This window comes from Diaphorobacter sp. LI3, assembly GCF_022807955.1.
GTDB lineage: Bacteria > Pseudomonadota > Gammaproteobacteria > Burkholderiales > Burkholderiaceae_C > Diaphorobacter > Diaphorobacter nitroreducens.
Genome location: NZ_CP094346.1, coordinates 2,338,211 through 2,359,297 on the forward strand (window position 1 = coordinate 2,338,211; position 21,087 = coordinate 2,359,297).

Below are 21,087 nucleotides of genomic sequence, written 5' to 3' on the forward strand. Positions count from 1 at the left end.
CCAACGATACGTAGGGCATTTGTGAAATGCTTTGATGCTGTGTACGTGAAGAGGTGAATCGCCCCGGGATTCGCGGAGGCTGTTTGGTTTAAGTCAGGCCACCACCTCGGTGTTCTGACTGGCGAGTTGCCGGTAGTAGTTTGCCTCAGCCTCTGCAGGCGGGATATACCCGATGGGTTCGAGCAGGCGATGATGGTTGAACCACGACACCCATTCGAGCGTTGCGAACTCCACGGCCTCCTTGGTTTTCCATGGCGCTCGGCGGTGAATCAGCTCGGCCTTGTAGAGGCCGTTGATGGTCTCGGCTAGGGCGTTGTCATAGCTGTCGCCCTTGCTGCCCACAGACGGCTCGATGCCGGCTTCTGCCAGTCGTTCGGTGTAGCGAATGCTGACGTACTGCGACCCTCTGTCCGAATGACAAACAAGGCTTCCATCGCGCTCCGGCTGCCGGGCATATAGAGCCTGCTCCAGCGCGTCGAGTACGAAGTCCGTTCGCATCGAACTGCTCACTCGCCAGCCGACGATGCGCCTGGCAAACACATCGATGACGAAGGCCACGTACAGCCAGCCCTGCCAGGTCGAGACGTACGTGAAATCGCTGACCCACAACTGGTTCGGCCGCTCGGCATGGAACTGCCGATTCACTCGGTCCAGCGGACATGGCGCCCTGGCATCGCCAATCGTGGTGCGCACGACCTTGCCGCGCATCACGCCGCGCAGGCCCAGGCGGCGCATCAATCGCTCGACCGTGCAGCGGGCCACGGTCACGCCTTCGCGAGTCAGTTGCCGCCACACCTTGTCGGCACCGTAGACCTGCATGTTGGCCTGCCAGACGCGCTGAATCTCCGGGACCAGCACATCATCGCGCTGAGCCCGGATGCAGCGTTTGTGAGGCTCACGCAGCAGCGCCGCATGCCTTCGATATGCCGACGGGGCGACCTGCAAGACCTTGCAGAGCGGCTCGACCCCGAAGGCATCGCGATGCTTGTCGATGAAATCCTTCAGGACTTGAGCCGGCGGTCGAGCTCCGCCTGGGCGAAAAACGCGCTGGCCAGCTTCAATATCTCGTTGGCCCGGCGCAGCTCCTTGACCTCGCGCTCCAGCTCCTTCATCCGCTGGGCCTCACTGGTCGTGATGCCTTCACGCACGCCAGTGTCGACCTCGACGCGTTTGACCCATTCGTACAGCGTCTGCGGCACGCATCCAATCTTCGGCGCGATGGACTCGATGGCCGCCCACAGCGACGGGTACTCCCCCCGGTGTTCCTGCACCATCCTCACCGCCCGCTCACGCACCTCGGGTGAGAACTTGTTCGACTTGCTCATGGCTCAATCCTCTCAGAGTGTTGAGCCTCCTCAAAACCCGGGGCGATTCAATGTTCCTGGAAGAGCCTCACAGAGCCACTAGGAGCTATCGTCGAATTCTTGACCGAGTCGGAACCGACCTATTTGCGCCTGCCGACAAGCTCGAACCGTACTATGTTGCAGCGCTTGCCTCCTATCGCCTTGAGTACCTTTTCCGGAATCAGCTCCTCGCCGGTGAGTTCAGATCTGCTCGCTATGAAGTTCTTCTAGCGCTTCGCCTTCACGAGATCCCATCTCCACTTCCCAAGATGAACTCGAACGCAGTTGAGCGCCTGTGCAAACCATTGATAGAAAAGCTCTGGAACGCAGCAGAGTCGGAAAAGATGTTCAAGCGAGCAACAGACTCAGTGCTAGCAGCAGCCGGCGGTAATCTTGAGGCTGCTGCACTGCGAACGGAGCCATTTACCGACGCACTGAAGATTGAAGTGGCGAAGTCGTAGGCATAGATGCGTGTCCTTTTCTTTGAGTCGCGCCGAAGGAGACATCAAGTCGAGCGACCGCAGCCGACGCGCTCTCGCGCCCGCAACGGGGTCGAAAGAGGCCATCGATGGATGAGCACCTGCCTACTACCTGCCTAGTTTGAGATCGCAGCAAGGCACTCTGCTCAAAATAAAAAAAGGCGCTGCAACGCAAGTCACAGCGCCTTTTTGCAGAAGGCATGCCGAAAAGCCCGCCCGCTTCAGCCCTTCTTCTGCACCATCTTGATCACGCTGGAGAAATCCTCCCCCCCGTGCCCCGCAATGCTGTGCGCCGCGTAGATTGCGCGCGCCATGCCGCCCAGCGGGGTGCTGGCCTTGGTGGCAATGGCGTTTTCCTGGGCCAGGCCCAAATCTTTCAACATCAGGTCGGTGCCGAAGCCTCCCGCGTAGCCCTTGCTGGCGGGGGCGTTCTCGTGCACGCCGGGGAAGGGGTTGTACTTTTCCAGCGCCCAGTTGCCGCCCGAGCTGCGGCGCATGATCTCAGACAGCACCTTGGGGTCCAGGCCGTTGGCGACGCCCAGCGCGATGGCTTCGCTGGTGCCCACCATCAGGATGCCCAGCAGCATGTTGTTGCAGATCTTGGCTGTCTGGCCCGCGCCCACGGCGCCGGCGTGGAAGATGTTGGCGCCCATTTTTTCCAGCAGGGGGCGTGCGCGCTGCAGTTGCGCGTCGGTGCCGCCCACCATGAAGGTGAGGGTGCCGGCGATGGCGCCGCCGGTGCCACCGGAGACGGGGGCGTCGATGAAGTCGATGCCCAGGGCTTCAGCGGCCTTGGCGACCTTCTGGCTGGTGGCGGCGGCGATGGTGGAGCTGTCGATCACCAGCGTGCCCTTGGCAATGCTGGCCAGCAGGTTGCCGTTGCCCAGGAACAGGCCTTCCACGTGTTGGCTGGCGGGCAGCATGGTGACGACGGCCTCGGCACCCTGCACGGCGTCTTGCGCGCTGGTGGCGACCTGCAGGCCCTCGGCCCGGACCTTGGCAAGCGCGTCAGCGCTCAGGTCGAAGGCCTTCACGCTGTGGCCGGCCTTGTGCAGGTTGATGGCCATGGGGGCGCCCATGTTGCCCAGCCCAATGAATGCGATTTGCATGGTGGTTGTCTCCTGTGGTGTGTGATGGGAACTATGGTTTTGATAGCTGCTAGCGCTTGATGGGTAAGCGTTACAGGGCAAAAATGCCTGAAATCATGATCGCGTGCCCTTGCTGCGGCTTGTGGCTGCCTTCGCCCGCCGGGGCGAGGCCTTGGCAAGCGGGTTGAAGGCGAGGGCGGTGTCGATCCAGTGCTCCCACTGGGCGCGCGTGGCGTAGGCGGCAGGCTCCAGCCAGAAGTAGCCGGCCATGCCGCCGCGCGGGTCCAGTTCGCGCACGCCGGGGGTTTCGGCGGTTGCGTCGTGCTGCTGCGGCGGCAGGCGCACCAACAGCTCTTCGCCCTTCACGCCCAGGCAGAGCTTGCCGTCCACCATGAAGGCGTGGCAGCCAAAGAGCGTGCGCTCTTGCACCTCTACCTGTGCGTTCAGCCGCTCGCCCAGCGCGTCGCGCACGGCGGCGATCAGGTGCAGCGCTTCGTCGGACAGGGGGCGAGCAGGCATGGTGGTTTTGGAGTCAAATAGGCCTCTAGCGCTTATCCATCCAGCGCAGGCAGCTATGGTTTTTGAATGTCAACGGATCACCTCCGGCGCGTCGCCGTCCAGCATGCGCCGGCCGATGATGACGCGCATGATCTCGTTGGTGCCTTCCAGGATCTGGTGCACGCGCGCGTCGCGCAGCAGGCGCTCCAGCGGGTATTCGCGGATGTAGCCGTAGCCGCCGTGCAGTTGCAGCGCCTCGTTCACCACGGTAAAGCCCACGTCGGTGGCAAAGCGTTTGGCCATGGCGCAGTAGGTGGAGGCGTCGCGTGCGCCGGCGTCAAGTTTGCTGGCGGCCAGCCGCACCATCTGGCGCGCAGCCACCAGCTCGGTGGCCATGTCGGCCAGCTTGAACTGCAGCGCCTGAAAGCTGGCGATCGGCTTGCCGAACTGCTTGCGGTCCTGCATGTAGCGCTGGGCGTGCTGCAGTGCGCCTTGCGCGGCGCCGACCGAGCAGGTGGCAATGTTGATGCGCCCGCCGTCCAGCCCCTTCATGGCGATCTTGAAGCCTTCACCCTCCTGGCCCAGCAGGTGGTTAGCGGGGATGCGCACGTTGTCAAAGCTGATCTGGCGCGTGGGCTGGCTGTTCCAGCCCATTTTTTCTTCCTTCTTGCCGTAGTGGATGCCGGGCAGGTTCGCGGGTACGGCAAAGGCGCTGATGCCGCCCGCGCCGGATTGCGCGTCGCCCGTGCGTGCCATGAGCACCAGCACGTCGGTGCTGCCCGCACCGCTGATGAAGGCTTTGCTGCCGTTGATGACGTACTCGTTGCCGACCAGCTCCGCGCGCGTCTTGATGGAGGCGGCGTCGGACCCCGCGCCGGGTTCGGTCAGGCAGTAGCTGGCGAGCTTTTGCCCGCTGGTGAGTGCCTCGCCCCATTCGGCGCGCACGGCATCCGTGGCCCAGGTGCCCAGCATCCAGGTGGCCATGTTGTGGATGGTGATGAAGGCGGTGGTGCTGGGGTCCACGGCCGCCAGTTCCTCGAACACCAGCGTGGCGTCCAGGCGCGGCAGGGCCAGGCCACCGGCGCTCTCGGGCGCGTACAGGCCGCAAAAGCCCAGTTCGCCCGCACGGCAAATAGCCTCGCGGGGGAAGATGCCCTGCGCATCCCACTCGGCGGCGTGGGGCGCCAGCTCCGCCTGGGCGAACTGGCGCGCGGTGTCGGCAAAAGCGCGCTGGTCTTCGCTGAGTTCAAAGTCCATGGCGGGTGTCTCCTTCTCTTATGTGTCTTATGGCTTGTTCGTCGTGGGCTGCGGCGCCTCGCCATGGTGCAGCCAGTGCATCAGGGCGTCGCGCCGCGCCTGGGTATGGACCGTCAGGCAGTCGTGGTACAGCCGCGGCCATTCGGGGCGGGACTCCGCCGCGCGCTGCGCCTGCTTGCACTGCGCGGCGCGCGTGCGCTGCCAGGCGGCGTGGTCCTGGCGCAGGGCAGGGCGTTCATGGGCCGACAAGGCACGCATCACATCGCCATACAGAATCTGAATGGCGGTGTCCGCCTCCTGGTAGCGCTGCACGGCGCAGGCGTTGGTCTCATCCACCGTGCCGCCGGGGCGGCAGGCAGCGCCGGCCTGCGCCTGTGCCTGGGTGGTAGCCAACAGGGCGCACGCAGCGGCCAGGACGCGCAGGCGGGCGGCATGGGGTCTCAAGCATCGGGTCATGCCTGTGATTTCACCATGCGCGCCCCGCGCGGCGCCGCTTACTTCAGGCTGATGGTGGTGTTCACGCCGTGGCTGGTGGTGCTGTCGTCAAACCAGCGCGCCGTGACGGTCTTGGTCTGCGTGTAGAACAGCACCACCTGCTTGCCGTAGGGGCCCAGGTCGCCGAGCTTGGAGGCGCGGCTGCCGGTGAACGAGAACAGCGGCACGGGCACGGGGATCGGCACGTTGATGCCCACCTGGCCCACGTCGATGTCTTCCTGGAACTTGCGCGCGGCAGCGCCGGACTGCGTGAAGATGGCCGTGCCGTTGCCGTTGGGGTTGGCGTTGATGAACTCGATGGCCTCGTCGATGTCCTCGGCGCCGGCCAGGCACAGCACGGGGCCGAAGATTTCCTGGTCGTACACGCTCATGCCGGGCTTCACGCCGCTGAAGATCGTGGGGCCGACGAAGTTGCCCTTGTCGTAGCCCGCCACCTGGGGCTTGCGGCCGTCCAGTTCCAGCGTGGCACCGTCGGCAATGCCGCGCTCGATCAGGCCCTCCACGCGCGACAGCGCGGCGCAGCTCACCAGCGGGCCCACGTCGGTGCCGGGCTCGGTGCCGGCGGACACCTTCAGCGTCTTGGCCTTCTCGACCAGCTCGGGGATCCAGTTGCGCGCCTCGCCCACCAGCACGGCGACCGACAGGGCCATGCAGCGCTGGCCGGCCGCACCGAAGGCGGCGCCGGCCAGGGCGTTCAGCGTCTGCTCCTTGTTGGCGTCAGGCATGACGATGGCGTGGTTCTTCGCACCCATCATGCATTGCACGCGCTTGCCGTTGAGGCTGGCGCGGTTGTACACATGGGTGCCCACCTTGGTGGAGCCCACGAAGCTGATGGCCTTGATGTCGGGGTGGTCGCAGATGGCGTTCACGGCGTCTTCACCGCCATGCACCACGTTCAGCACGCCGGCGGGGATGCCGGCCTCCAGCGCCAGTTCGCACAGGCGCATGGTGACCATGGGGTCTTGCTCGGAGGGCTTGAGCACGAAGGTGTTGCCCGTGGCAATGGCCATGGGGAACATCCACAGCGGGATCATGGCGGGGAAGTTGAACGGCGTGATGCCGGCGCACACGCCCAGCGGCTGCATGAGGGTGTAGGTGTCCACGCCGTTGGCCACGTTGTTGGCCAGCTCGCCCAACTGCAGCGTGCCGATGTTGGCCGCGTGCTCCACCACTTCCAGGCCGCGGAACACGTCGCCTTCGGCGTCGGGCAGGGTCTTGCCTTGCTCGGCCGTCAGCAGGGCGGCCAGTTCCTTCATGTTCTCGCGAATGAGCTGCTGCAGCTTCAGGAAGATGCGTGCGCGCGTGCCGATGGGGGTCTTCTTCCAGGTCTTGAAGGCTTCCTTGGCGGAGGCCACGGCGGCGTTGATCTCGTCGGGCGTGGCGAAAGGCACGCGCGCCAGCACCTGCTGCGTGGCGGGGTTCACCACGTCGCGCCACTGGGTGGTCTTGGATTCGACGAACTGGCCGCCGATCAGCAGCTTGACTGTGGGGGCCTTCACGGCCTGGGAGGTGGATGCGTCCATGGTTGTCTCCTGGGGTCCTGGGGTGGTCTGCAATGAAGCCGGCACGGCAAGGTGCCGACTTGGCATGGCTGCATCGTAGTTGTGCGAAATTGCGTAGGCAATAGACAATCACGCACCTTGGCTTTGCAAATTTGCACATCACCGCAGAGGAGCCGTATGGATTGGGACAATTTGCGCTACTTCCTGGAGCTGGCGCGCACCGGCACGCTGGCAGGGGCCGCGCGCCGCACGGGCGTGGAACACACGACAGTGGCGCGGCGCATCCAGGCGCTGGAAAAACAGATGGGTGCGCCGCTGTTCGCCCGCGAGGCAGCGGGACATCGGCTGACGGAAACCGGCCGCCACCTGCTGCCCGCCGTCGAGGCCATGGAGGCCGCCGTGCTGGGGGTGGAGCGCGCATCGCCCGCCAACTCCCCGGGCGCGGGCCCCTCGGGACTGGTGCGCGTGGGTGCCACCGAGGGTTTTGGCACGGTGGTGCTGGCGCCGCATCTGGCGCGGCTCACACAGAAGCACCCGCACTTGTCCATCGACCTGCTGGCCCTGCCGCGCATGCTGCACCTGAGCCGGCGCGAGGCGGACATCGTGATCTCCCTGGAGCGGCCCAAGCGCGGCTCGGTGATCGTCACCAAACTCGCCGACTACACCCTGCGTCTCTACGGCCAGCGCGAGTACCTGGCGCGCAGACCGCTGGTGGCCAAGCGTGAAGACCTGCGCCACCACGCCTTCATCAGCTACGTGGACGATCTGCTGTTCACAAAAGAGCTGCAGTTCATCGACCAGCTCTACCCGCCCGAGCGTTTTGCGCTGCGCAGCACCAGCATCACTGCGCAGTACGAGGCCGTGCGCGCCGGCGCGGGCCTGGCCGTGCTGCCCGCATTCCTGGCCGACCGTGACCCTGTACTTGCGCGCGTGCTGCCCCACGAGGCCGAGTTCACACGCACCTTCTGGATGAGCATGCCGGCCGAGTCCAAGCACCTGGCGCGCATGCAGGCAGTGTGGGCCTTCCTGAAAGACGTGGGCCAGCGCGAGGCGGCATCGCTGGCCCCAGGTAAACCAGCGGCAGGCTAGGGTACGCTGCGGCATACAGAAAAAGGCCCCCGCATGCGGAGGCCTTGCGGACCAGGGGATCAGCGAGGATCAACCTTGCTCTTTGTTCTTGCCCGACGTGCCCTGGTTGGATGAGGTAGCGCTGTTGCTGCCGCTGCTCTTTTGCCCGGTGCCGCCGCGCGAGGTGCGCCAGGTGTTGAAGTCATCGGCAAACTTCTCATAGCGCTCCTTGCGCCAGGAGTCGTAGTCGTCATCCAATTGGCGCAATTGGTCCTGGCGCCACTGGTGGTAGTCGGGGTCGTTCTGAAAGCGCCCGCGCTGCTCTCCGCCGGTGCCGGAGTACTGCGAACCAAAGTCCGCGTCGCGATGGCCTTCATAACCTTGGCCTTGGGAGCCGTACCCCTGCGAACCGTACCCCCCATAGCCGCTCTGACCCATGCCCCCCTGGGCGCCATAGCCTTGAGCGCCGCGGTAGCCGCGGCCGTACGAGCCCTGCATCGGGTTGTTGCCGCCGTACATGCCCTGCTGCTGCCCGCCTGCGCCAAAGTCGCCGCCATAGCCGGCACCGCCCTGGTAGCCCTGGCCTGATCGCGACCCTGCGCGGAAGTCGCTGTCATAACCCGCCTCGTAGCGGTCGCGGTAGTTTTCCTCATAAGGGCGCTGCTGTTGCATGCCCTGGTAGTCGCCGGCCCACTCGCGCTGAGAGCGCTGGGAGCCGCCGCCTTCCTGGCCATAGGAGGCATAGCGCTCCCGGTCGTCCCCGCTGCGGTAGCCGCCGCCTTGCTGGGATTCGCGCCCGCCGCGGCCCATGCGATTGTCGTGATCGCCACGGCTGCGGTCTTGGCGGTAATTGCGTTCGTCGTTGTCTCGGTATGCCATTGCGTACTCCTGAAAAAAAGGGGGTGGAAGAGGGGGCTGAAAACACTCAGCGCTGCTTTGAACTGCGGTTGGATGAACCGCTTTTCGCATTCGAATCGCCTTGCGATCGCGTGGAGTTCTGACCGCTGGCCGTGGCGCCACCCTGGCGGCTCTGGCTCTTGCGCTGGTTCGAGTTCTCCGTGTACTGGTTGTGGCCTTGCGGGTTGTTGTTGGGCATCGATTTCTCCTGAAGTGGTGGTGTGAAGGGCGCACAAAACCTGATGTGCGTGATTCATTCTTCGGTTGCGGTGCACGCGGGTCGGTAGGACCGGTCCTATCGGCGGGTAGGTGTCCTGCGCTGACTGGCAACACAGCGCATGCGCATCAGACGCATCAGGCGCCGTCTCCCGCATTGCCGGTAATGGGCAGCACGATCCCGGTGATGTAGCTGGAGCAGCACGGCGCTGCCAGGAACACGTAGGCTGGAGAAATCTCCTCGGGCTGTGCCGGCCGGCCCAGGTGCGTCTTCTCGCCGAAGTGAACGATGTCCTTGGACGATTGGTCCGCCGGGTTCAGCGGCGTCCATACCGGCCCCGGGGCCACCGCATTCACGCGGATGCCCTTTTCCGCCAGGTTGTGTGCCAGGGCTTTGGTGAAGGCATGGATGGCCCCCTTGGTGGCCGAATAGTCCAGCAGCTTCTTGCTGCCCCGCAGGCCGGTGACGGAGCCGGTGTTGATGATCGCGTCGCCGCGTGACAAGTGCGGCAGCGCGGCCGTGGCCATGTGGAAGTAGCCGTAGATATTCGTGCGGAAGGTTTCGTCCAGCCGTTCCTCGGTGATGTCCGTCAGCGATTCCGCGTGTTCCTGGAATGCGGCGTTGTTCACCAGGATGTTCAGCTTGCCGAGCTGGGCCACGGCCTGCTTCACCGCGTCGCGGCAAAAAGCCGCGTCTTTCACGTCACCCCGAATGACCACACATTGACGGCCTTCCGCCTGCACCAGGCGGGCGGTCTCCTGTGCGTCCTGGTCGGCGCTCAGGTAGACGATGGCGACGTCGGCACCCTCGCGGGCAAACAGCAGCGCGACCGCGCGGCCAATGCCGGAGTCGCCCCCCGTGATCAGGGCCGCCATGCCCTGCAGTTTGCCGCTGCCCTTGTAGTGGGGCGCGTCGAAACGAGGCTGAAGCTCCATGGCATGTTCGTGCCCGGGCTTTTGCAGATGCTGGTCCGGCATGGGCGGAGCGGGCTCCTCGCGGCCCGGGCCGGGTGCCGCCTTCTGCGATTCCTGGGTGTCGCCTGAGGACTTGGCGGCGTCTTTTTGGTCTTGCTGCTGCTGTATGTCCCGCTGTTGTTGCTGGGTCTCGTCGGCGGTGGGCGAGGAGGGCGTCTGGCTGGCCGGTGTATTCATGAGAAGGCTCCGTGGAAGGTTCAGAAAGAGAGAGGACTGCTGCTCAGCCCAGGGATTTCCAGTGGGGAAGCTCGGGATCGGGGCAAAGCGGCGCGATGTGGCAATGACGGGCGGCGGTTTCCATGGCGTTGGCTCCTGCATAAACAGTGTCTGAAATGACGGGCTGAAAACCACAGGGCCGGGCACGCGCCATGGCGGGCCCGGCCCTGCTGGCCAGTGCGCGTCAGCGGTCGCTGCTGCGGCGAGGGCTGCTCTGGCCGGCGCCGCGGGAAGCGTGGGTGCCCCCGTGGCTCTTGGCGCCTGCTGCGCGTGCCTCGGCGGAGGTGAATTCGTGCGCATTGCCCGAGGCATGGGCCGCGCGCCCGCCTTGCGAGGCCGTCTCGCGCTGGTGCTCGGGGTCCATGCAGGCAAATCCCCGCCCGCCCTGGCTGCTGGCCTGGGGCGGGGTGCCGGCGCGCTGATCTCGGCTGGCGGGACGTTGGGAGGTAGGGCTGGGCATGCGTAAGCTCCTGCGTGATGGGGGAAATGAACAAGCGGCGACAGTGAATCGCTGCCAATTCACTCTAGGCCGCTGGATTTGCATGCACAGGTAAGAAGATTCCGACGGAGAGGTCGGAATCGGTTGCGCTGAGGCCGTGGTGGCGCTTACCCCTTGGCGGGCTGGCCGCCACTTTCTGCGGTGGGCGCGTCGGCCTCCGCTGCAATGCGCAGCTCTGCGGGCGGCAGCAGCGCCAGGTGGTCGTTGCTGACCACGGGAATGAACCCCAGCGCACCCCGCTGCTTGTGAAAGGGTGTGGAGAACTTGGCTTCGATGAGCGCGGTCACCTTCTGAAAGAAGGCGAGGTGCGGCGGGTCTCCATACGCCATCTCCGTCTGGTTCCAGCGCACACGCCATTGGTTGCGCACGCGCTGCACGCCGATGCGCACATGCTCATCCAGACATCCGTGGTTCATCTTGAAGACGATCGTGAGACCGAAGTAGATGAAGCCATCGTCTCCCGGCTGCAAGCGGGGCGAGAGGGTGGTTCCCTCGTCCTTCATGCGCTCCAGGTTTTCATTCAGCACGTGGAACTCAATGTCCGCCGACCGCGCACCCAGGTATTCGATGTACTCCACGCGCATGTGCTCCGCGAACACGCGGCATTCCTCCTTGTAGCGCCCATATTCCGAGCACCATTGCGAGGCTTTGGCTTGCAGTTGTTCGAAGATGGGAGGACTGCTCATATGGGGCTCCTCATCCAGGGATCATGGTGTGTGACGGCGGGCGCGGACGGCCCGCCCCGGCACGCGGACTCCGCGGTGGACGGCGCCGCCGCGGTGTATTCAGCAGGAGCAAGGGCTGCCCGGCAGGGGCGCCATCCTCGGGAATCCGCATCGATCCACTCTGCGCCTGGGAAAAATGCCCGGCTGTAGGACAAGGGCAGAAATGGGCCGGGACCCTCATCGCTTGGGCGCCGCATCCCGCCCAGGTCGGCAGTACCGCCCAGCCACGCATTGCGCAGGCGCGCCTTCCCCGGTACGGCGGCTGGTCCTACAGCCCGGCGCCTGCGCGTTTTCCACACTGAAGGCCAACCCGTTGCAAGAAAGGACTTCCCATGGCCAAGCAGTGCGAAACCTGCGGCAATACCTACGACCGCACGTTCGATGTGATTCTGGACGGCAAGCCGCACACCTTCGACAGCTTTGAGTGCGCTATTTCGCGCCTGGCGCCGCGGTGCGGGCACTGCGAGGTGCCCATCATCGGCCACGGCGTGCAGGCGGGAGAGCGCATCTTCTGCTGCAACCACTGCGCCGAGGCCACGGGTGTCCAAGTCCTGCGCGATCGCGCCTGACCCTTGTCTTTCATGAATGGAGTGAGCTATGCAGAACGTTTCTGATGTGATGACCCGCGGGATCCGCACCATGGCACCCGACGACACCCTGACCACCGCCGCGCAGGCCATGCGCGAGTTGAATGTGGGAGCCTTGCCGGTGTGCGATGGCGAGCGCCTGGTGGGCATGGTGACGGACCGCGACATGGTGCTGCGCGGCCTGGCCGAAGAGCGCACCCACTCGCGCCTGAACGAGGTCATGTCCCGCGAGGTGTACTACTGCTACGAAGACCAGCCCGTGGACGAAGCCATCGCGTCCATGCGCGACATGCAGGTGCGCCGGCTGCCCGTGGTGGACCGTGATCAGCGGCTGGTGGGTATCGTGTCGCTGGGCGACGTGGCCACCAACGTGGACGAGCGCCAGTCCGGCACGGCGATCCGCGACATCTCCAGTCCTTCGGAGCCTGACCGGCGCAGCCAATCGGCCGCCAGCGGCGCAGCAGGCGGCGGCCAGACCTCGTGACAACGGCCGGGCCCACGGCGGCCCTCGCCACAGCGGGGCGCAGGCCCCGTTTTTTATATGCGCCCCATCAGCAGCAGGATGAGCACGATCACCACCACCAGCCCGACACCACCGCCCGGACCGTAGCCCCAGGAACGGCTGTACCCCCAGGTCGGCAGCACGCCGATCAGGATCAGCACCAGGATGATGAGCAGCAGGAGGGAAATCGACATGGTTTTTCCTTTCGTTGGCAACGCGGGCATCGCGTGGCCTCATCGTGCGGGCGCTGGGGGCGCGCGCAGCTAAGCAGGCGGCGCATGGCGTGGTCAGGCAGCATGCCGAGCGGGCTGTAGGCCAAGGCCCCGCTCTTGCCTGGACAAGTAGCCGGCGCTTTGCCACGCCGGCGGCGCGGGCCGCCGCGTGCGGGTTCGCTGAACGATGGGGTTGCCTGTGCGGCCCGGCCGCGCACAATGCACATGCCATGGTGTCAACGCGGCGCCCTCCGCGTAGCCCCGCGTGCCGCATGTAGAGCCCGCTGGCGCAGCACCATGGCAGCACCCACGGTTGATCCCAGGAATCTTTCCATGAACTCTGTGTCAAAAGTGCCTGCAATCCATACTGGAAGAGCGCTAGCAGCTATTATTAACATAGCATTGACCTCTGCCGCCATACTGGCGGGCGGCGAGGCGCTTTCCCAGGAGGTCGCACCCGTACACCCCGTGCCCGCGCGCGGTGAGGCGTCGGCGGAGGTAGTGGCTTCGGGCCTGAGCCATCCGTGGGGCCTGGCCTTCTTGCCGAGCGGGCGCTTCCTCGTCACCGAGCGGCCCGGCCGCCTGCGCGTGGTAGAGGCCGACGGGCGCCTGGGGCCGCCGCTGGCCGGGTTGCCACAAGTGGCGGCGGGCGGGCAGGGCGGCCTGCTGGATGTGATCACCGATGCGGACTTCGCGCGCAACCGGCGCATCTTCTTTTGCTATTCCGAACCCGCACCGAAGGGCGGCGGCAACAGCACGGCCCTGGCCAGCGCTACGCTGGCGCCGGACGCGGCGGCGCTGCAGGACGTGAAAGTGCTCTTCAGCCAACGTCCCAAGGTGGCGAGCCAGTTGCACTTTGGCTGCCGCATCGTGCAGGCGCCGGACGGCCATCTGTTTCTCACGCTGGGCGAGCGCTACGGCCGCAAGGAGGACGCCCAGCGCCTGGACAACCACCTGGGCAAGGTCGTGCGCATAGCGCCCACGGGCGGCGCGGCGCCCGGCAACCCGCTGGCGGGCCGCGCGGGCGCGCTGCCGGAGATCTGGAGCTGGGGCCACCGCAACCCCCAGGGAGCGGCCTGGGGGCCGGACGGCCGGCTGTGGATCCATGAGCACGGCGCGCAAGGGGGCGACGAGATCAACCGCCCCGAAGCAGGCCGCAACTACGGCTGGCCGGTGATCACCTATGGCGAAAACTATGGCGGCGGCAAGATCGGCGAGGGCACGGCCAAGGCCGGCATGGAGCAGCCGCTGCATTACTGGGTGCCGTCGATCGCGCCGTCGGGGATGGCCTTTCTCACCAGCGACCGGTACGGCACGGCTTGGAAGGGGAGCCTGTTCGTGGGTTCTCTCAAGTTCGCACGGCTGCACCGGCTGGAGCTGCAGGGCGCGCAGGTGGTGCGCGACGAGTACCTGCTGGACGGCCTGGGCGCGCGCATCCGCGACGTGCGCCAGGGGCCGGACGGTTGGTTGTACTTGCTCACCGACAGCCCGGACGGGCAGTTGCTGCGCCTGAGGCAACGTTGAACACGCCTGCGCGAGGACGCGCCGCGGTGCGGGACCGGCGCCAAGGGGGCACCCCTGTGCCCGAAGCGGGACACGGGGCGCACGGGGAACTTGCGCGCCGTTGCCCCGCTGCTACCCGTAGCGCCTGCGACAATGACCGCCCGACTGAACAACGATGACCGCCATGCTGCTTGACGCCTCCGAATCCCAACTCGTTCTCGTGGATTACCAGGAACGCCTGATGCCCGCCATCTTCGAGTCAGAAGCCGTGCTGGCCAACGCGCGCAGGCTGGCGCAGATTGCCAGGCTGATGGACGTGCCGGTGTGGGGCACGGAGCAGAACCCCTCGCGCCTGGGACCCAACGACGCCGCGTTGCGCGCGCTGTGCCAGCGCACCTTGTCCAAGATGCACTTCAGCGCCACCGAGGAGGGCCTGGGCGAGTGGCTGCGCCCGCCCGCCAAGCCCCAGGGCGGCAATGCGCGCAGCCTGCCCAAGCACCTGCAAAAGGGCCGCGAGCCCCAGGCGCCGGAGCGCGCCAGCATCGTGGTGGCCGGCTGCGAGGCCCATGTCTGCCTGCTGCAGACGGCGCTCGACCTGCTGGAGGATGAGTTCGAGGTATGGGTGGTGACGGACGCCTGCAGCTCGCGCACGGAGCGCAACCGCGACGCCGCCTTCGACCGACTGGCCGGCGCCGGCGCCGAGCTGGTAACCACCGAGATGGTGGCCTTCGAGTGGCTGCGCAGCTGCGAGCACCCGGCATTCAAGGAGATGCTGGCCTTGGTCAAATAGGCCTCTCAGGCACACCCACCAAGCGCAAACAGCTATGAATAGTGAAGCGCAAAGGTGGGGCGTAGAGGGTGCGGCGAGCGCCGCGTCAAGGACCGCGTCTGCGACCGCGTCAGCTTCCCGCAAGCGCGGCATGAATAATTATGAATTTTGGATAACCACCGACCCGCGCCACGTCGGCGCGGAGGATTCCAAGGAGACAGCACCATGGCCGCCGACTATGCCGAGTTCTACCGCCGCTCCATCGACGAGCGCGACGCCTTCTGGGCCGAGCAGGCTCGCCTGATCGACTGGCAGCAGCCGCCGCAGCAGATCTGCGACTGGAGCAACCCGCCGTTCGCCAAGTGGTTCGTGGGCGGCACCACCAACCTGTGCCACAACGCGGTGGACCGCCACCTGGCGGAGCGCCCGCTGCAAAACGCGCTGGTGGCCATCTCCACCGAAACCAATACCGAGCGCGCCTACACCTACGCCGAGCTGCACCAGGAAGTGCAGCGCATGGCCGCCAGCCTGCAGACGCTGGGCGTGCGCCAGGGCGACCGCGTGCTGATCTACATGCCCATGATTGCCGAGGCGGCGTTCGCCATGCTGGCGTGCGCGCGCATCGGGGCCATCCATTCGGTGGTGTTCGGTGGGTTCGCGTCGTCGTCGCTGGCTTCGCGCATCGAGGACGCCGAGCCCACGGTGATCGTGAGCGCCGATGCGGGCTCGCGCGGCGGCAAGGTGGTGCCCTACAAGCCGCTGCTGGACGAGGCCATCGAACTGTCGGCCCACAAGCCCGCGGCCGTGCTGCTGGTGGACCGGGGCCTCGCGCCCGCCGCCATGCGCGCGGGCCGCGACCACGACTGGGCGGCACTGCGCGCGCGGCACATGGATGCACAGGTGCCCTGCATCTGGGTGGACGCCACGCAGCCCAGCTACACCCTGTACACCAGCGGCACCACCGGCAAGCCCAAGGGCGTGCAGCGCGACACGGGCGGCTACACCGTGGCGCTGGCGTCCAGCATGCGCCACATCTTCGAGGCACAGCCGGGCGACACCTATTTCTGCACCAGCGACATCGGCTGGGTGGTGGGCCACAGCTACATCATCTACGGCCCGCTGATTGCCGGCATGACCACCATCCTGTACGAAGGCCTGCCGGTGCGGCCCGACGCGGGCATCTGGTGGAGCATCGTCGAGAAATACCGGGTCACGCACATGTTCTCGGCCCCCACGGCGGTGCGCGTGCTCAAGAAGCAGGACCCGGCCTACCTGAAGAAATACGACATCCGCAGCCTGAAGGCGCTGTGGCTGGCGGGCGAGCCCCTGGACGAGCCCACGGCCCAGTGGATCAGCGACGCGCTGCAGGTGCCCATCATCGACAACTACTGGCAGACCGAGACCGGCTGGCCCATCCTCACGCTGTGCAACGGCGTGCAGAAGCAAACCTCGCGCTTCGGCAGCCCGGGCAAGGCCGTGTACGGCTACAACGTTCAGCTGATCGACGAGGCCACGGGCGAGGAGCTGACCCAGCCCAACCAGAAGGGCGTGGTGGCCATCGAGGGGCCGTTGCCCCCTGGCTGCCTGCAGACCGTGTGGCGCAACGATGATCGCTTCGTCAACACCTACTGGAAGAGCATTCCCGGCCGGCTGGTCTACAGCACGTTTGACTGGGGCATCCGCGATGCCGACGGCTACTACTTCATCCTGGGCCGCACCGACGACGTGATCAACGTGGCCGGCCACCGCCTGGGCACGCGCGAGATCGAGGAATGCATCGCCGGCCACCCCAATGTGGCCGAGGTGGCCGTGGTGGGCGTGGCCGACGCGCTGAAAGGCCAGGTCGCGATGGCCTTCGCGGTGCCGCGCGATGCCTCGGGCCTTACCGACGAGGCCGCGCGCCTGAAGCTGGAAGGCGAGGTGATGAAGCAGGTCGATACCCAACTGGGCGCCGTGGCCCGCCCGGCGCGCGTGCTGTTCGTGACGATGCTGCCCAAGACCCGCAGCGGCAAGCTGCTGCGCCGCGCCCTGCAGGCCGTGGCCGAGCGCCGCGACACGGGCGACCTGACCACCATGGAAGACCCCGTCGCGCTGCAGCAGATCAAGGAACTGCTGGGCTGACGGGCGGCAATTTGCTCTCGATTTGATAGCTTCTAGCGCTTGTTGGACGGGCGCTGGAAGCTTTTTTATTGCTTGATTCGATACGCCATCAAGCGGCTATCGCCGCCGCCGGTGGTACGGGCGCGGCGGCCTGGCTTGTGGCGCGCCATGGTGCGGGGGCCTGCCAGGCCTTCGCCCAGTCCATGAATTGCTCCACGGGCATGGGCATGGCGATGCAGTAGCCCTGCGCATGGTGGCAGCCCATCTGCAGCAGCGCCAGGCCTTGCTCCACCGTTTCCACCCCTTCGGCCACGATGCCGCAGCCAAAGGAGTGCGCCAGGCCGATCACGCCCTGCACGATGGCCCGGTCGCCCGCATCGCCCAGCATGCCGGCGACGAAGCTGCGGTCCAGCTTGAGGTGGTCCATGGGCAGGCGGCGCAGGTACGCCAGCGACGAGTAGCCCGTGCCGAAGTCGTCGAACGAGATCTGCATGCCCAGCGCGCGCAGTCTGGTCAGCTCCCGCGCCACGTGGTCGATGTCGTAGAGCGCGGCGCTTTCGGTGAGCTCGATGGCCAGCAGCCGCGCCGGCACCGCGGGGTGCTGCGCCAGGCGCAACGCCATCCAGTCCGCAAAGCCCCGGCGGTGCAGGTGCTCGGGCGTGATGTTGATGCTGACGGGCAGTTCCAGACCCTGCGCCATCAGGCGGGCGATCTGCTGCAGCGCGGTGTCCACCACCCATTCGCCAAAACGCATCTGCAGCTCGGCATGCCCTTCGATGAGGTGCAGGAAATGCACGGGCGACAGCAGGCCGCGCTCGGGGTGCTGCCAGCGGGCCAGGGCCTCGGCCCCCACCACGGTGCCCAGCCGCATGTCCACTTTGGGCTGCAGGAACAGTGTCAGTTCGCCGCGCTGCAGCGCGCGCAGCAGTTCGCCGCACTGCTCGCGCCGCAGTTGCCGGGCGCGCTCCTCGGCGGCGTCAAAGCCATGGAAGCGGTTGCGCCCCGCCTGCTTGGCCGCGTACATGGCCTGGTCGGCATGGCGCAGCAGGGTGTCGGCGTCGGCCTCATCGTCGGGGTAAAGGGTGTAGCCGATGCTGGCGGTGACCAGCACGCGCTCGCCGTCCAGCGTGTACGGGGCCGCGACGCTCTCCATCACCGTATGCAGGCGCCGCTCGCATTCCTCGGCATGGGCCAAGCCCGACAGCAGGATCACGAACTCGTCCCCGCCCAGCCGCGCCACTGAGTCGCTCAGGCGCAGGGCGCGCTTGAGCCGCTCGGCCACCACCACCAGCAGCCGGTCGCCCGCCGCGTGGCCCAGGCGGTCGTTGACGGGCTTGAAGCCGTCCAGGTCCAGGTAGGCCACGCCCAATTGCTGGCCGCGCGCACGGCTGTGCTCCATGCCTGCGCGCAGCCGCCGCTCCAGCATCACCCGGTTGGGCAGGCCGGTGAGTGCGTCGTAATGGGCCATGCGCTCCAGTTGCCGCTCCTGCTGGCGCTGGCTGCTCACGTCGATGGACATGCCCACCATGCGCGCGGGCTGCCCGGCGGCGTCGTACGCCACCACCTTGCCCACGCTGCGGATCCAGCGGCCGTCGCCCTGGGGGGCAAGCACCTCGCAGGTCACGTCGAACGGTTTGTGCGGCTCCTGCAGGTGGCGCTGCAGCTCCTGGGTGACCACGTCGATGTCTTCCGGCGTGATACCCGACGCCCAGTGCACGGCAGCGCTGGCCCCGGTCTCCACCGGCGCCAGTCCGTACATGGCGCGCCAGCGCGCGTCGCCCGTGACTTCGCCGCTGTGCAGGTTCCAGTCCCACAGGCCCAGCGCCGCCGCCTCGATGGTGAGCGACAGCAGTTCCTCGCGTTCGCGTACGCGCTGTTCGGTCTGCTTGCGCTCGGTGATGTCGTGCAGGCCGAACAGCCAGCAGGCCTCGCCGTTCACCTCGATGGGGCTCATGGACTGCAGCACGGTGCGCTTGTCGCCGCCGCGCGTGGTCAGTTCCAACTCGTAGCCCACGAGCTGCCCTTCGGCCGTCGCCGCCTCCAGCAGCGCCGCGCGGGTGGGGGCGGAGTAGATGCCCAGTTCCACCACCGTGCGCCCCACGGCTTCCTGGCGGGTGTAGCCCAGGGCCTGCTCCCACGCCGGATTCACGTCGAGGTAGGTGCCGTCCTCGCGGCGCGAGAACCCCAGCGGGTAGGGCAGCAGCTGGAAGATGCGCGCCAGCCGTTCTTCGGAAGAACGCAGCCGCTGCGCCGCGCGGCGCGGCTCGTCGATGTCCTGCAGGATGCCGCGCACGCGCACCACGCGGTCGCCCTCGATGATGGGCTCCCCGCGCACGCGCACCCAGACCAGGCGCCCATCGGCGCGCAGGATCTCGATCTCCTGGCTCCACACAGTGCGCTTGCGCAGGCAGTCGCGCAGGGCTGCGTGCATGGCTTCCCGCCAGACGGGTGCGACGAACTGCTGCACATAGTCGCGCGGCAGCGGCGTGCCCGGGTCCAGCCCGTGGATGTCGAAGCACACGTCGGACCAATAGGTGATGCCCTTGCCCGGCTCTTCCTCCCACACGCCCAGCCGCGCCATCCAGCCCGCTTGGCGCAGCAGGCGGTTGGCGGCGAGCAATTCATCGCGCACACGGCGCTCCTGCGTCATGTCGTGGAACACGAAGACCAGGCAGTCCTCGCCCTCAATGCGCGACACCCGTCCCGACATGAGGCCCGGCACTTCGGCGCCGTCGCGCAGCGCCGTCATTGGCAGGCCGCGGACCTCGCCCTGGTTGCGCAGCGCCTCGGTGAGGCGGGCGCGCTCCTGCGTGTCGCCCCACACGCCCAGTTCCATGGACGAACGCCCCAAAATCTGGTCGCGCGGCTTGCCCAGCAGCCGCTCGAACGCAGGGTTCACATCCAGGTAGCACCCGTCGGACAGCCGGGTGATGCCCGCGGCGTCGGGCAGCGTCTGGTAGACGGTGGTGTATTTGGCTTCGGATACGCGCAGCGCGTCGCGCATCTCGTGGTGCTCGGTGATGTCCAGGTCAATGCCGGCCATGCGCAGCACCCGGCCGGCGGAGTCGCGCTCCACCGCGTGCCCGCGCGAGACCACCCAGCGCCAGTGGCCCTCGTCATCGCGCATGCGCGACTCGGCATGGAAGCTCTCTTCCAGTCCGTCCTGCACGCGCTGCAGGTACGCACCCAGGCGCTCGCGGTCGTCGGGGTGGCGCCGGGCGTTCCAGCGTTGCCATGACTCGCGCACATCGAAGGCGCGCAGCGGTGTGAAGTCCTCGTCGTCGGGGCTGTTGGCCAGGCCAAAAGCCCGGTAAAAGCGCCCGTGGTAGGTAAAGCGGCTGTTGCGCAGATCCCATTCCCAACGCCCGCCGCCCGAGGCCTTGAGCACGCGCAGCAGCTCGTCCTCGTGCTGTCCCAGCGTCTGCAGCGACCGGGCCCGCGCACGCAACAGCTCGACGGCGCCGCACAGCGCCACCACGCCGAAGGCGTAGCGCCAGGGAATGCCCTGCCACGGGGCCGATCCCTCCTGCGCGGCGAGGGCGCTGGCCGTCTCGGTCCAGGGCAGCAGCGCGGGCGGCACCAGCACGGTGAGCGCGACCACCAGCGATATCGCCGTCAAGCGTGTCGAGCGCCCCAGCAGCCACGCCAGGCAGCCCATCACCCAGCAGGCCGCGGACAGGCTGATCATGGCGCCCCAGTGGGCCGGCGCGTCCAGCCAGCCGCTGGCCAGCGCAGCCACTGCGGCCACGCCACCGCACAACGGCCCGAACAGGAACGCGGCGGAAACGATGATGGGCGGGTGGATGTACGCCACCCCGGGCGCGTCTAGCGGCATGCCCTGCAGGGCCACCAGCGTCGACGCAGCCCCGGCCACCAGGCCCAGCGCGATGCGCACGCCGCGCGAGGGTTGCAGCAGGACGGATTGCGGCAGCGCGGTCGCCCCGGCGATCAGCAGCAGGTGCACGATGCCAGAGAGGAACACCTCAGTGGGCATATCCCTCCTGTGCATCCGCGCGCTGGTCGCCCCTGCGGTCCCCGCCGTCCTGGCGCAATGGCGCAGCGCCCGCGGGCCGCGGCCCGGGGATGCGTGCAACGGCAGGGAATACGGCGAGGGCGCAAGGCGACATGTTTCAGAGTGTATTGCGCCCGGCGGTCC

At 67.0% G+C, this 21,087-nt stretch carries 20 protein-coding genes and 1 other annotated feature; of the genes, 7 read left to right on the plus strand and 13 right to left on the minus strand.

The features are described from left to right. Positions 1–93 precede the first annotated feature (93 nt). Positions 94–1,325 (minus strand): IS3 family transposase gene (locus MRB47_RS10850; RefSeq protein WP_411275686.1). Its coding sequence is split into 2 segments (ribosomal slippage): positions 94–1,034 and positions 1,034–1,325, totalling 1,233 coding nucleotides; the frame shifts between segments, so codons are not numbered across the junction. Then, positions 931–1,047 (minus strand) — a sequence feature (AL1L pseudoknot). It overlaps the preceding gene by 117 nt. A 287-nt stretch (positions 1,326–1,612) precedes the next feature. On the opposite strand from MRB47_RS10850, the gene MRB47_RS10855 reads away from it, so the two are divergent. Further along, complete coding sequence (locus MRB47_RS10855; RefSeq protein ID WP_252100678.1) at positions 1,613–1,804, plus strand: hypothetical protein; 192 nt, start codon at positions 1,613–1,615, stop codon at positions 1,802–1,804. A 239-nt stretch (positions 1,805–2,043) separates the two neighbouring features. Here the strand turns inward: MRB47_RS10855 and mmsB are convergent, their stop codons facing one another. The 5 genes from mmsB to MRB47_RS10880 all read right to left on the minus strand — a co-directional run bounded on the left by mmsB (position 2,044) and on the right by MRB47_RS10880 (position 6,683). Then, positions 2,044–3,012 carry a 3-hydroxyisobutyrate dehydrogenase gene (mmsB, locus tag MRB47_RS10860; protein WP_287985720.1) on the minus strand — a complete coding sequence of 323 codons (969 nt, stop codon included), beginning with the start codon at positions 3,010–3,012 and terminating at the stop codon, positions 2,044–2,046. A 12-nt stretch (positions 3,013–3,024) separates the two neighbouring features. Beyond that, on the minus strand, positions 3,025–3,429 hold the full coding sequence (locus tag MRB47_RS10865; protein ID WP_252100679.1) for a TfoX/Sxy family protein: 405 nt from the start codon (positions 3,427–3,429) through the stop codon (positions 3,025–3,027). A gap of 69 nt (positions 3,430–3,498) precedes the next feature. After that, on the minus strand, positions 3,499–4,665 hold the full coding sequence (locus tag MRB47_RS10870) for an acyl-CoA dehydrogenase family protein (RefSeq protein ID WP_015913338.1): 1,167 nt from the start codon (positions 4,663–4,665) through the stop codon (positions 3,499–3,501). 27 nt (positions 4,666–4,692) lie between these two features. After that, positions 4,693–5,121, minus strand: a complete 429-nt coding sequence (locus tag MRB47_RS10875) for a lysozyme inhibitor LprI family protein (RefSeq protein ID WP_252100680.1) — start codon at positions 5,119–5,121, stop codon at positions 4,693–4,695. Between the two features lie 38 nt (positions 5,122–5,159). Further along, complete coding sequence (locus tag MRB47_RS10880) at positions 5,160–6,683, minus strand: CoA-acylating methylmalonate-semialdehyde dehydrogenase (protein WP_252100681.1); 1,524 nt, start codon at positions 6,681–6,683, stop codon at positions 5,160–5,162. Positions 6,684–6,839: 156 nt separating this feature from the next. On the opposite strand from MRB47_RS10880, the gene MRB47_RS10885 reads away from it, so the two are divergent. Further along, on the plus strand, positions 6,840–7,751 hold the full coding sequence (locus MRB47_RS10885) for a LysR family transcriptional regulator (protein WP_011805253.1): 912 nt from the start codon (positions 6,840–6,842) through the stop codon (positions 7,749–7,751). Between the two features lie 69 nt (positions 7,752–7,820). Here MRB47_RS10885 and MRB47_RS10890 read toward each other — a convergent pair whose 3' ends face one another. The 5 genes from MRB47_RS10890 to MRB47_RS10910 form a co-directional block, all read right to left on the minus strand. Continuing rightward, a complete protein-coding gene (locus MRB47_RS10890; protein ID WP_252100682.1) occupies positions 7,821–8,609 on the minus strand; it encodes a hypothetical protein in 789 nt (262 codons plus the stop codon). Between the two features lie 46 nt (positions 8,610–8,655). Next, positions 8,656–8,826: a hypothetical protein gene (locus MRB47_RS10895; protein WP_187306019.1), complete on the minus strand. Its 171-nt coding sequence runs from the start codon at positions 8,824–8,826 to the stop codon at positions 8,656–8,658. Between the two features lie 155 nt (positions 8,827–8,981). Continuing rightward, positions 8,982–9,995: an SDR family oxidoreductase gene (locus MRB47_RS10900; RefSeq protein ID WP_252100683.1), complete on the minus strand. Its 1,014-nt coding sequence runs from the start codon at positions 9,993–9,995 to the stop codon at positions 8,982–8,984. 223 nt (positions 9,996–10,218) lie between these two features. Beyond that, entirely contained in the window at positions 10,219–10,494 is a 276-nt protein-coding gene (locus MRB47_RS10905) for a KGG domain-containing protein (protein WP_252100684.1), read from the minus strand. A 146-nt stretch (positions 10,495–10,640) separates the two neighbouring features. After that, complete coding sequence (locus tag MRB47_RS10910; RefSeq protein ID WP_015913346.1) at positions 10,641–11,219, minus strand: hypothetical protein; 579 nt, start codon at positions 11,217–11,219, stop codon at positions 10,641–10,643. Positions 11,220–11,590: 371 nt separating this feature from the next. On the opposite strand from MRB47_RS10910, the gene MRB47_RS10915 reads away from it, so the two are divergent. Together MRB47_RS10915 and MRB47_RS10920 are read left to right on the plus strand one after the other, a co-directional pair. Next, positions 11,591–11,827: a hypothetical protein gene (locus tag MRB47_RS10915; protein WP_015913347.1), complete on the plus strand. Its 237-nt coding sequence runs from the start codon at positions 11,591–11,593 to the stop codon at positions 11,825–11,827. Between the two features lie 28 nt (positions 11,828–11,855). Next, positions 11,856–12,329 (plus strand): CBS domain-containing protein, encoded by a 474-nt coding sequence (locus MRB47_RS10920; protein ID WP_015913348.1) that lies wholly within the window; start codon positions 11,856–11,858, stop codon positions 12,327–12,329. Positions 12,330–12,382: 53 nt separating this feature from the next. Here MRB47_RS10920 and MRB47_RS10925 read toward each other — a convergent pair whose 3' ends face one another. Beyond that, a complete protein-coding gene (locus MRB47_RS10925; protein ID WP_011805256.1) occupies positions 12,383–12,541 on the minus strand; it encodes a DUF3309 family protein in 159 nt (52 codons plus the stop codon). Positions 12,542–12,892: 351 nt separating this feature from the next. On the opposite strand from MRB47_RS10925, the gene MRB47_RS10930 reads away from it, so the two are divergent. From MRB47_RS10930 to MRB47_RS10940, 3 genes are all read left to right on the plus strand, one after another. Further along, positions 12,893–14,083, plus strand: coding sequence for a PQQ-dependent sugar dehydrogenase (locus tag MRB47_RS10930; RefSeq protein ID WP_411275687.1), 1,191 nt, complete (start codon positions 12,893–12,895; stop codon positions 14,081–14,083). Positions 14,084–14,246: 163 nt separating this feature from the next. Next, positions 14,247–14,852 carry an isochorismatase family protein gene (locus tag MRB47_RS10935; protein ID WP_252100685.1) on the plus strand — a complete coding sequence of 202 codons (606 nt, stop codon included), beginning with the start codon at positions 14,247–14,249 and terminating at the stop codon, positions 14,850–14,852. 204 nt (positions 14,853–15,056) lie between these two features. After that, positions 15,057–16,952, plus strand: a complete 1,896-nt coding sequence (locus tag MRB47_RS10940; RefSeq protein WP_047349565.1) for a propionate--CoA ligase — start codon at positions 15,057–15,059, stop codon at positions 16,950–16,952. A gap of 88 nt (positions 16,953–17,040) precedes the next feature. Here the strand turns inward: MRB47_RS10940 and MRB47_RS10945 are convergent, their stop codons facing one another. Then, on the minus strand, positions 17,041–20,925 hold the full coding sequence (locus tag MRB47_RS10945; protein WP_252100686.1) for an EAL domain-containing protein: 3,885 nt from the start codon (positions 20,923–20,925) through the stop codon (positions 17,041–17,043). Between the last annotated feature and the right edge of the window lie 162 nt (positions 20,926–21,087).

Coding starts and splice junctions, on each gene's coding strand:
- MRB47_RS10855 (WP_252100678.1), top strand. CDS start 1,613: ATGAACTCGAACGCAGTTGAGCGCCTGTGCAAACCATTGATAGAAAAG.
- MRB47_RS10865 (WP_252100679.1), bottom strand. CDS start 3,429: ATGCCTGCTCGCCCCCTGTCCGACGAAGCGCTGCACCTGATCGCCGCC.
- MRB47_RS10870 (WP_015913338.1), bottom strand. CDS start 4,665: ATGGACTTTGAACTCAGCGAAGACCAGCGCGCTTTTGCCGACACCGCG.
- MRB47_RS10875 (WP_252100680.1), bottom strand. CDS start 5,121: ATGACCCGATGCTTGAGACCCCATGCCGCCCGCCTGCGCGTCCTGGCC.
- MRB47_RS10880 (WP_252100681.1), bottom strand. CDS start 6,683: ATGGACGCATCCACCTCCCAGGCCGTGAAGGCCCCCACAGTCAAGCTG.
- MRB47_RS10885 (WP_011805253.1), top strand. CDS start 6,840: ATGGATTGGGACAATTTGCGCTACTTCCTGGAGCTGGCGCGCACCGGC.
- MRB47_RS10890 (WP_252100682.1), bottom strand. CDS start 8,609: ATGGCATACCGAGACAACGACGAACGCAATTACCGCCAAGACCGCAGC.
- MRB47_RS10895 (WP_187306019.1), bottom strand. CDS start 8,826: ATGCCCAACAACAACCCGCAAGGCCACAACCAGTACACGGAGAACTCG.
- MRB47_RS10900 (WP_252100683.1), bottom strand. CDS start 9,995: ATGAATACACCGGCCAGCCAGACGCCCTCCTCGCCCACCGCCGACGAG.
- MRB47_RS10905 (WP_252100684.1), bottom strand. CDS start 10,494: ATGCCCAGCCCTACCTCCCAACGTCCCGCCAGCCGAGATCAGCGCGCC.
- MRB47_RS10910 (WP_015913346.1), bottom strand. CDS start 11,219: ATGAGCAGTCCTCCCATCTTCGAACAACTGCAAGCCAAAGCCTCGCAA.
- MRB47_RS10915 (WP_015913347.1), top strand. CDS start 11,591: ATGGCCAAGCAGTGCGAAACCTGCGGCAATACCTACGACCGCACGTTC.
- MRB47_RS10920 (WP_015913348.1), top strand. CDS start 11,856: ATGCAGAACGTTTCTGATGTGATGACCCGCGGGATCCGCACCATGGCA.
- MRB47_RS10925 (WP_011805256.1), bottom strand. CDS start 12,541: ATGTCGATTTCCCTCCTGCTGCTCATCATCCTGGTGCTGATCCTGATC.
- MRB47_RS10930 (WP_411275687.1), top strand. CDS start 12,893: ATGAACTCTGTGTCAAAAGTGCCTGCAATCCATACTGGAAGAGCGCTA.
- MRB47_RS10935 (WP_252100685.1), top strand. CDS start 14,247: ATGCTGCTTGACGCCTCCGAATCCCAACTCGTTCTCGTGGATTACCAG.
- MRB47_RS10940 (WP_047349565.1), top strand. CDS start 15,057: ATGGCCGCCGACTATGCCGAGTTCTACCGCCGCTCCATCGACGAGCGC.
- MRB47_RS10945 (WP_252100686.1), bottom strand. CDS start 20,925: ATGCCCACTGAGGTGTTCCTCTCTGGCATCGTGCACCTGCTGCTGATC.